The sequence below is a fragment of the Allorhizobium paknamense genome, assembly GCF_030815125.1.
Taxonomy (GTDB): Bacteria; Pseudomonadota; Alphaproteobacteria; order Rhizobiales; family Rhizobiaceae; genus Allorhizobium; species Allorhizobium paknamense.
Window position 1 is genome coordinate 354,436 of sequence record NZ_JAUSWH010000004.1, and the last position, 8,793, is coordinate 363,228.

Genomic DNA, 8,793 nt, shown 5'->3' on the forward strand with positions numbered 1-8,793 from the left:
TCAGAGCATACAGATCGTCGGCTCTGAAAGGCGGATGGGGATCGGACCCTCAAGGAAAAATATTCCTCGTCCTTCAAAAAGAAAACCGCCGCTTTCGCGGCGATTTTCAAAAGTCTCGCGCAAGCGATCAGAGCGTGCGCGTAACGTGTTCGACGCGGAAGCACTCGATGGTGTCGCCAGCGCGGATGTCTTCGTAGTTTTCGAAGGCCATACCGCATTCCTGACCGACCGGCACTTCCGAGACTTCGTCCTTGAAGCGCTTGAGGGTCTTGAGCTTGCCTTCGTGGATGACGACGTTGTCGCGCACCAGACGCACGCCAGCCCCACGCTCGACCTTGCCTTCGACGACACGGCAACCGGCAACCTTGCCCACCTTGGTGATGTTGAACACCTCGAGGATCTCGGCATTGCCAAGGAAGGTTTCGCGGCGCTCCGGCGAGAGCAGGCCCGACATGGCCGCCTTCACGTCATCCACCAGATCGTAGATGATGTTGTAGTAGCGGATCTCGATGCCTTCGCGCTCAGCCAGGCTGCGAGCCTGGGCGTTGGCACGGACGTTGAAGCCGATGATGGCGGCGTTCGAGGCTTCGGCCAGCGAGATATCCGATTCCGTCACGCCACCCACGCCGGAGTGAACGATCCGGGCGCGAACCTCGTCGGTGCCCAGCTTTTCCAGCGCGCCGGCAATGGCTTCGATGGAGCCCTGCACGTCGCCCTTGATCAGCAGCGGGAACTCCTTCATGCCGGAGGTCTGCAGCTGGCTCATCATCTGCTCCAGCGAGCCACGCGAACCGGACTGGCGAGCTGCCGCCTTGTCGCGCGCCAGACGCTGGCGGTATTCGGAGATTTCGCGGGCGCGGGCTTCGTTTTCGACCACCGCGAACTTGTCACCGGCGGCAGGCGTGCCGGACAGACCCAGCACTTCCACCGGCATGGCCGGACCGGCTTCCTTGACGTGTTCACCCTTGTCGTTGACCAACGCGCGCACACGGCCCCACTGGTCGCCCGCCACGATGATCTGGCCGGGACGCAGCGTACCCTTCTGGATCAGCACGGTCGCAACCGAACCACGGCCACGGTCGAGCTGGGCTTCGATGACCGAACCTTCCGCCGTGCGGTTCGGATTGGCCTTGAGGTCCAGAACTTCGGCCTGCAGCAGGATGGCTTCCAGCAGCTTGTCGAGGTTGAGGCCGTTCTTTGCCGACACTTCGACATCCAGCGTTTCACCGCCCATGGATTCTACGAAGACTTCGTGCTGCAGAAGCGCGGTGCGAACCCGCTGCGGATCCGCCGAAGGCTTGTCGATCTTGTTGATCGCCACGATGATCGGCACGCCTGCAGCCTTGGCATGGTTGATGGATTCGATGGTCTGCGGCATCACGCTGTCATCGGCAGCCACCACGAGGATGGCAATGTCGGTGACCTGCGCACCACGGGCACGCATGGCGGTGAAGGCCGCGTGGCCGGGGGTGTCGATGAAGGTGATCTTCTGGCCGTTCTGCTCTACCTGATAGGCACCGATATGCTGGGTGATGCCACCGGCTTCGCCCGCCACGACATTTGCCTTGCGGATGGCGTCGAGAAGCGAGGTCTTGCCGTGGTCGACGTGACCCATGATGGTGACGACCGGCGGACGCGGCAACAGTTCACCGGCATCGTCGGCCACGTCGAAGATACCTTCTTCAACGTCGGATTCCGAAACACGCTTGACCGTATGGCCGAATTCCGTGGCGATGATTTCCGCCAGATCGGCGTCGATCACGTCGCCCGGCTTCATCATCTGGCCTTCCTTCATCAGGTACTTGATGACGTCTACGGCGCGTTCGGACATGCGCTGCGACAGTTCCTGAATGGTGATGGTTTCCGGCAGAACCACTTCGCGGGAAATCTTCTCGCGGGTTTCCTGCATCTGGCTGCGGCGGAATTTCTCCTGGCGGCGGCGCATGGATGCGAGCGAACGGCCACGGGCGGTCCCGTCATCGTCCACGGCGGCGCTGGTCACCGTCAGCTTGCCACGGCGGCGCTCATCCTCACCCTTGGTGCGGGCCGGAACCTTGGCGGGTTCGGGACGAACCACCTTGCCACGGGCAGGACCGCCCCGGTTTGCGCCGCGATCGTCATCCTCGTCATCGGCCTTGCGGCCACGGACAAAGCCGGGGGCTGCGGGTGCCGCCGGTGCGGGCGCAGCGGCAGCCGGACGCGACGGCGCGCCATTGGCCGGACGCTGGGCGCCAGCCGGACGCGGGGCAGATGCAGCCGGGCGCACGGGCTGTGCAGCCGGTTCAGCGGCAGCGGCCTCGGGCTGGGCAGCGGGTGCCGGTGCTGCGGCTTCTGCCGCAGCGCGCGCCTTTGCTTCTTCGGCCTGACGGCGAGCGTCTTCCTCGGCCTGTCGCTGACGTTCGGCCTCCTCGGCCTTGCGGCGAACCTCTTCCTCGGCGCGGCGCTTGGCTTCCTCGACCTCGCGGGCCTGGGCTTCCATCAGCGCGCGGCGGCGGGCTTCCATTTCACCGGCGGACAGATCGTGCAGGACAGCGCCGCGCGGACGATCATTGTTGCGATCGTTATTGCGGTTCTGACCATAGGACGGCTGCTGACGGCTGGGCTGACCGGAATGGCGGTGCTGATGATTGTTGTGGTTGCCGGAAGGCTGCTGCGGGCGCGGCTGCTGCTGGGGCGCAGCCGGACGCGGCGCCTGAGCCTGCGGTGCGGCAGCAGCAGCGGCGGGCGGCGGGGCAGCCGGTTCCGGTGCGCGCGGCGCGGCGGGGGTGATCGGCGGGCGCTCGTCTTCGGGACGGGTCGGACGACGCTTGCGCGTCTCGACCACAACGGCCTTCGTTCGACCGCGACCCATATCCTGGCGCACGGTGCCCTGGTTCACTCCCGTCGGCTTGAGCGTGAGTGTCTTCTTGCCCGTTACGCTGAGTGTCTTGTCGTCTTTGCTGTCGGTCATTCCGTTCCCGTTCCTTCGAGCGAGGCCGGATGGAACCATCAGACCGCGCCGTTCATAGACTGCCTCAAACCACGGTGGCCGGCATACGCCGGTGACCGCGTCATTGCTGCGTTCGACCAGCGCCGCCCTCAGGGCGAGGCATCTGGCCACGATAGGTTTCGAGCAGAGTTGCGCGCTTCACTACACCCTCACCCGCCTGCCCTGCAAGCGCGCAAGCATGGATAAAAGCATTCTCGCCCATCAACTCATCCATTTCACGCTCGGAAAAAGGCCGGAGCGCCGGTATCTCGGCCTCCGTCTCCATTCCGAGGTGCCAGGCCTTGCGGGCCTGGTCCAATTTTCTGACGCCATCGGCGGCGGCACCCGCCGCATGAAACACCATCAGCGCCTCGCCCGAGCGGATGGCGAGATCCACCTTGGTGGAACCGGTGACGAACTGGCCCGCCTTGCGTGCCATGTGCATCATGCCGGCCAGTTGCTGAACCAGCAGACCATCCACCAGGGCGCCAAGCTCCCGGTCGGGCTTCACCCCCGCCTTCAGGGCGCGGGCAAACAAATTCTTGGCGACCGCCTTGTCCACCGCCGCCCGCGACAGCGATACCCAGCAGCCACGGCCCGGCAATTGCCGCTTCAGATCCGGCACCACCGAACCATCCGGACCCGCCACGAAGCGGATCAGCGTTTCCGGCGTGCCTTCCTCGCGGGTGACGATGCAGGTGCGGTCGATCTGACCGCCCTTGCCCTTCTCCCGCGGCGGACGCTCCGCCCCGTCAGCCGTTACCGGCGCATCGGCCCTGGAGGCGTCGTGCGAGGCCATCACGCCTCGTCAGCCTCACCGGCCTCCTCTTCTTCCCCTTCCGCAGCGGCAGCCTGCTCGGCGGCCAGATCCTCTTCGGTGATCCAGCCGGCCAGAAGACGGGCCTGCACAACCATCTGCTCGGCTTCGGCACGCGATACGTCGAACTTCGAGAACAGGCCCTCAAACTTCTTGGTCTCGCCATTCTTACGCTCGGTCCAGCCGACAAGATCATCGGCGGCGCAGCCTGCGAAGTCCTCGACCGTCTTGATGCCGTCCTCACCCAGCGCCACCAGCATGCGCGAGGTCATGCCGTCGATCTGGCGAAGCTCGTCGGTCACGCCCAGCGCCTTGCGCTTGGCATCCATTTCCGCCTCGATCTTGTCCAGATAGTCGCGAGCGCGGTTCTGGATTTCTTCCGCCGTGTCGGAATCGAAGCCGTCGATGGAGGCGATTTCGTCGAGATCGACGTAAGCCAGCTCTTCCACCTGGGCAAAGCCTTCGGACGCCAGCACCTGGCCGACCATTTCGTCCACGTCGAGAGCATCCATGAACAGGTTGGTGCGCTCGTTGAATTCCTTCTGGCGGCGCTCGGATTCTTCCTGCTCCGTCATGATGTCGATATCCCAGCCGGTGAGCTGCGAAGCGAGGCGGACATTCTGGCCGCGACGGCCGATGGCCAGCGACAGCTGCTCATCCGGCACCACGACTTCGATGCGCTCGGCATCTTCATCCAGAACCACCTTGGCCACTTCGGCAGGCTGAAGCGCATTGACGATGAAGGACGCCGGATCGGCGGACCAGGGAATGATGTCGATCTTTTCGCCCTGAAGCTCGGCCACGACGGCCTGCACGCGCGAGCCGCGCATACCAACGCAGGCGCCGACCGGATCGATCGAGCTGTCATTGGAAATGACCGCGATCTTGGCGCGCGAACCCGGATCGCGGGCCACGGACTTGATCTGGATGATGCCGTCATAGATTTCCGGCACTTCCATGGTGAAGAGCTTCACCATGAACTGCGGATGGGTGCGCGACAGGAAGATCTGCGGACCGCGCTGCTCGCGGCGCACATCATAGACATAGGCGCGCACGCGGTCGCCATAGCGCATGGTTTCGCGCGGGATCATCTCGTCGCGACGGATAATGCCTTCGCCACGACCGAGATCGACAATGACATTGCCATATTCGACGCGCTTGACCGTGCCGTTGATGATTTCGCCGACGCGATCCTTGAACTCGTCGAACTGCCGGTCACGCTCGGCTTCGCGCACCTTCTGCACGATGACCTGCTTGGCGGACTGGGCGGCGATACGGCCGAAATCCATCGGCGGCAGCGGATCGGCAATGAAATCGCCGAGCTTGGCATCGACATTGCGGTCGCGGGCCAACTCCAGCGCGATCTGCGTCGAATAATCCTCGACCTTCTCCACCACTTCCAGCAGACGCTGCAGGCGGATTTCGCCGGTCTTGGAATTGATGTCGGCGCGGATATTCGTCTCGGTGCCGTAACGCGAACGGGCGGCCTTCTGGATCGCATCCGCCATGGCGGCAAGCACGATCTCGCGGTCGATGACCTTTTCGCGCGCGACCGCATCCGCGATCTGCAACAGCTCAAGCCGGTTAGCACTGACTGCCATTGTCTTACTGTCTCCGTCTTCCTGCCGCGGGAACCCTCCCGGCTGGCGCGTTTTCGGTTATTTCTGAAACCCGCCAGAGGCGAGGCTTCAATCCCTCTTGATTATTGGTCGTCTTCGCCGTCTTGCGTATCGTTCTGGTTGGCGGCCTCGGCCTTTGCCAGCTTGTCGGCTCTCAGCGCATCGCGGATCAGGTCATCCGTCAGGATCAGCTTGGCCTCGGCCAGCGCCGTGAACGGCACGGACACGCGCAGCTCTTCGCCGTAGCCCACCTGGTCACGCTCCAGCGTGAACGCATCGCCGGAAACCTCGACGATCTTGCCGCGGAAGCGCTTGCGGCCGTCTAGCAGTACCGAGGTCTCGCATTTCAGAAGATGCCCGTTCCAGCGCTCGAAATCCGACTTTCGCACCATGGGGCGGTCGATGCCGGGCGAGGACACTTCCAGATGATACGCCTTATCGACCGGATCTTCCACATCCAGAACCGGAGAAACCGCCATGGAGACCTTTTCGCAGTCTTCCACGGTCATGGTGCCATCGGCGCGCTCGGCCATGATCTGCATGGTCAGGCCGTTCTGGTTCATCATGCGCACACGCACGAGCTTGTAGCCCATATCCGTCAGAACCGGCTCGATGATCTCGGCGATGCGGCGGTCAAGGCCGGTCTCCGTGATCAGGCGGGGTTCAGACAGGGCTTCAGCGGGCGAAATTTCGGACAAACCTGTCCTCCTAGAGACATCAAAGCAGACAATCGCCAATAAAAAAGAGCGGGTCCTTGCGGCCCACTCTTCATCTGACGATCAAGAATTTGAGACCTTCATACGCCCATTGTCGCTGAAATGCAAGCTTTTCGGGAATGAACGGCAGGCGTGAGAAACATCGGCTCTGCACCTTGCCCAAATAAGACCTGATTTGGGCTGCTTCAAGGGAGGGCAGATTTAAAGTGTTACAGCGTCCTTTGTGCGTTTGATAAAACGCACGGCGCTGTAGTGGTTTGATTGTGACATTTGATCCTCGAGATCGCCGCAAATGGGTATCAAATGTCAAATTCATTCCACTAGCGGATATGGGCAGGCCCTGCTGCCCGCCCTATACTCGACTTCTCTCCGTTTCGAATCATCATGACCGGACCCCTTCCCGTGGCTGAGAAAAAATCCCCGTTGGCGCCCTTCAAGAACCAGGTTTTCCTGACGATCTGGTGCGCAAGCATTGCTTCCAATTTCGGCGGATTGATCCAGGATGTCGGCGCGGCCTGGATGATGACCTCCATCTCCAGCTCCAAGGACATGGTGGCACTTGTGCAGGCCTCCAACACGGCGCCTATCATGCTGTTTTCCCTGATCGCGGGCGCCATGGCCGACAATTTCGACCGCCGCAAGCTGATGTTGACGGCACAGATCTTCCTGCTGACGGTCTCGGCGCTTTTGTCGGTCTTCACCTATCTCGGATTGCTGACGCCCTGGTCGCTGCTGGCCTTCACCTTCCTGATCGGCTGCGGCACGGCGATGAACAGTCCCTCCTGGCAGGCTTCGGTCGGTGATATCGTCTCGCGGGAGGATTTGCCCTCCGCTGTGTCGCTGAACAGCATGGGCTTCAACATTACCCGCAGCGTCGGTCCGGCCATTGGCGGGGTCATCGTGGCGGTGGCGGGCGCGGCCATGGCCTTCCTGGTCAATGCGATCAGCTATCTGGCGATGATCTATGCGCTGTTCCGGTGGAAGCCCGTCTATCCGAAAAACGCCCTGCCGCGCGAAAGCCTGGGCACGGCCATTGCCGCCGGTCTGCGCTACATGTCGATGTCGCCCAATCTGATGAAGGTGCTGTTTCGCGGCTTCTTCTTCGGTTTCGCCGCCACCGCCATTCTCTCGCTGCTGCCGCTGATCGCCCGCGATCATCTGGGCGGCGGGCCGCTGGTCTATGGCGGTCTTCTGGGCGCTTTCGGTGTCGGCGCGATCGGGGGCGCGCTCTCCAATGCCAAGGTGCGCGAACTGCTGACAAGCGAGGATATCGTGCGCTGTTCCTTCGCCGGCTTCGCCTTTGCCTCGGCGGTGACAGGCGTCAGCAACCATTTCTGGCTGACGGCGCCTGCGCTGGTGCTGGCAGGCGCTTGCTGGGTGCTCTCGCTCTCGCTCTTCAACACGGTCGTCCAGCTTTCCACGCCGCGCTGGGTGGTGGGCCGCGCGCTCTCCCTCTATCAGACCGCCACGTTCGGCGGCATGGCGGGCGGCAGCTGGATCTGGGGCATGGTGGCGGAAAACAGCTCCTCCGGCCATGCGCTGGTGATCTCCGGCCTGGTGATGATCCTCGGCGTCGGCATCGGCTGGCTTTTGCCCATGCCCGCCTTCGCCACGCTGGATCTTAACCCGCTCAACCGCTTCAACGAACCGCCGCTGCATCTGGAAATCCGCCCCCGCAGCGGCCCGATCGTCATCCAGATCGATTTCGAGATCGACGACAAGGACGTACCGGAATTCCTCAAAGTCATGGTGGAGCGCCGCCGCATCCGTATTCGTGACGGCGCGCGCAACTGGGCGCTGATGCGCGACCTGGAAAATCCCGATCTCTGGACCGAAACTTACCACACCCCTACCTGGGTGGATTACGTGCGCCACAACCACCGCCGCACCAAGGCCGACGCCGAAATCACCGACCGCCTGAGCGAACTGCACAAGGGCTCAAGCCCGCCGCGCGTGCACCGGATGATCGAACGCCAGGCCATTCCACCCGCCGACGATGTGTTTCATAAACCGCATATCGATCATCATTAAGTGTTTATATTAGCAATTAAAAATTGTTAAATTTAGTCCTGTACAACCTTTTTTGAAACTGCCACTGATCAACCCACTGCAATTAGGAGTGGGCTAATGGCGACGATTACAGGTACTGCGGCAAATGATGTCCTGACGGGCACTTCCAATGCCGATACGATTTCGGGGCTTGCGGGCAATGATACGCTGAATGGCGAAAGCGGAAACGATACGCTGAATGGGGGCGCAGGAAATGATACACTCAGTGGAGACGCAGGCGATGACACGCTGATCGGCGGGGCTGGTGCGGATGTTTTGAACGGCGGTGAGGGATCCGACACCATCAGTTACACTGATACGCCCGGCGTCGTCATCAATCTAAAAACCGGCACAGCGTCTGGATCAAATGCAAATGGCGATACCTTTATAAGTATCGAGAACATCTTGGGCTCAAGCTATAGCGACACCTTGACAGGCGATGACGGTGACAATGTTATCAGCGGCGGCGGATCAAATGATGTCCTGAATGGTGAAGCAGGTAATGATACGTTGAATGGCGGCACTGGCGACGACCTTATGGTCGGCGGCGCCGGGGCGGATACCTTTATCGGCGGTGACGGTTCCGATACCGTCAGCTATGCATCATCCGATACGGCAGTGCAG

General features: G+C 62.0%; 6 protein-coding genes. 2 read left to right on the forward strand and 4 right to left on the reverse strand.

Annotated elements, in window-relative coordinates; all coding sequences use genetic code 11:
- Positions 1-127: 127 nt before the first annotated feature.
- The 4 genes from infB to rimP all read right to left on the reverse strand — a co-directional run bounded on the left by infB (position 128) and on the right by rimP (position 6,102).
- Entirely contained in the window at positions 128-2,950 is a 2,823-nt protein-coding gene (gene infB / locus QO005_RS09370) for a translation initiation factor IF-2 (protein ID WP_307157728.1), read from the reverse strand.
- A 100-nt stretch (positions 2,951-3,050) separates the two neighbouring features.
- Positions 3,051-3,767, reverse strand: coding sequence for an RNA-binding protein (locus QO005_RS09375; RefSeq protein WP_370878032.1), 717 nt, complete (start codon positions 3,765-3,767; stop codon positions 3,051-3,053).
- Positions 3,767-5,386 carry a transcription termination factor NusA gene (gene nusA / locus QO005_RS09380; protein ID WP_307157730.1) on the reverse strand — a complete coding sequence of 540 codons (1,620 nt, stop codon included), beginning with the start codon at positions 5,384-5,386 and terminating at the stop codon, positions 3,767-3,769. The genes QO005_RS09375 and nusA overlap by 1 nt, the downstream gene beginning before the upstream one ends.
- Positions 5,387-5,487: 101 nt before the next feature.
- On the reverse strand, positions 5,488-6,102 hold the full coding sequence (gene rimP, locus QO005_RS09385; protein ID WP_307157731.1) for a ribosome maturation factor RimP: 615 nt from the start codon (positions 6,100-6,102) through the stop codon (positions 5,488-5,490).
- Positions 6,103-6,504: 402 nt separating this feature from the next.
- Between rimP and QO005_RS09390 the strand changes: the two genes are divergently transcribed.
- Positions 6,505-8,151 carry an MFS transporter gene (locus QO005_RS09390; RefSeq protein ID WP_307157732.1) on the forward strand — a complete coding sequence of 549 codons (1,647 nt, stop codon included), beginning with the start codon at positions 6,505-6,507 and terminating at the stop codon, positions 8,149-8,151.
- A gap of 96 nt (positions 8,152-8,247) precedes the next feature.
- Positions 8,248-8,793: calcium-binding protein (locus tag QO005_RS09395; protein ID WP_307157733.1), on the forward strand; the 546-nt coding region annotated here is incomplete at its 3' end.

What these genes read in the sequence shown, in the direction of transcription:
- infB (WP_307157728.1), bottom strand. Translation starts at nt 2,950, where the DNA reads ATGACCGACAGCAAAGACGACAAGACACTCAGCGTAACGGGCAAGAAG.
- QO005_RS09375 (WP_370878032.1), bottom strand. Translation starts at nt 3,767, where the DNA reads ATGGCCTCGCACGACGCCTCCAGGGCCGATGCGCCGGTAACGGCTGAC.
- nusA (WP_307157730.1), bottom strand. Translation starts at nt 5,386, where the DNA reads ATGGCAGTCAGTGCTAACCGGCTTGAGCTGTTGCAGATCGCGGATGCG.
- QO005_RS09390 (WP_307157732.1), top strand. Translation starts at nt 6,505, where the DNA reads ATGACCGGACCCCTTCCCGTGGCTGAGAAAAAATCCCCGTTGGCGCCC.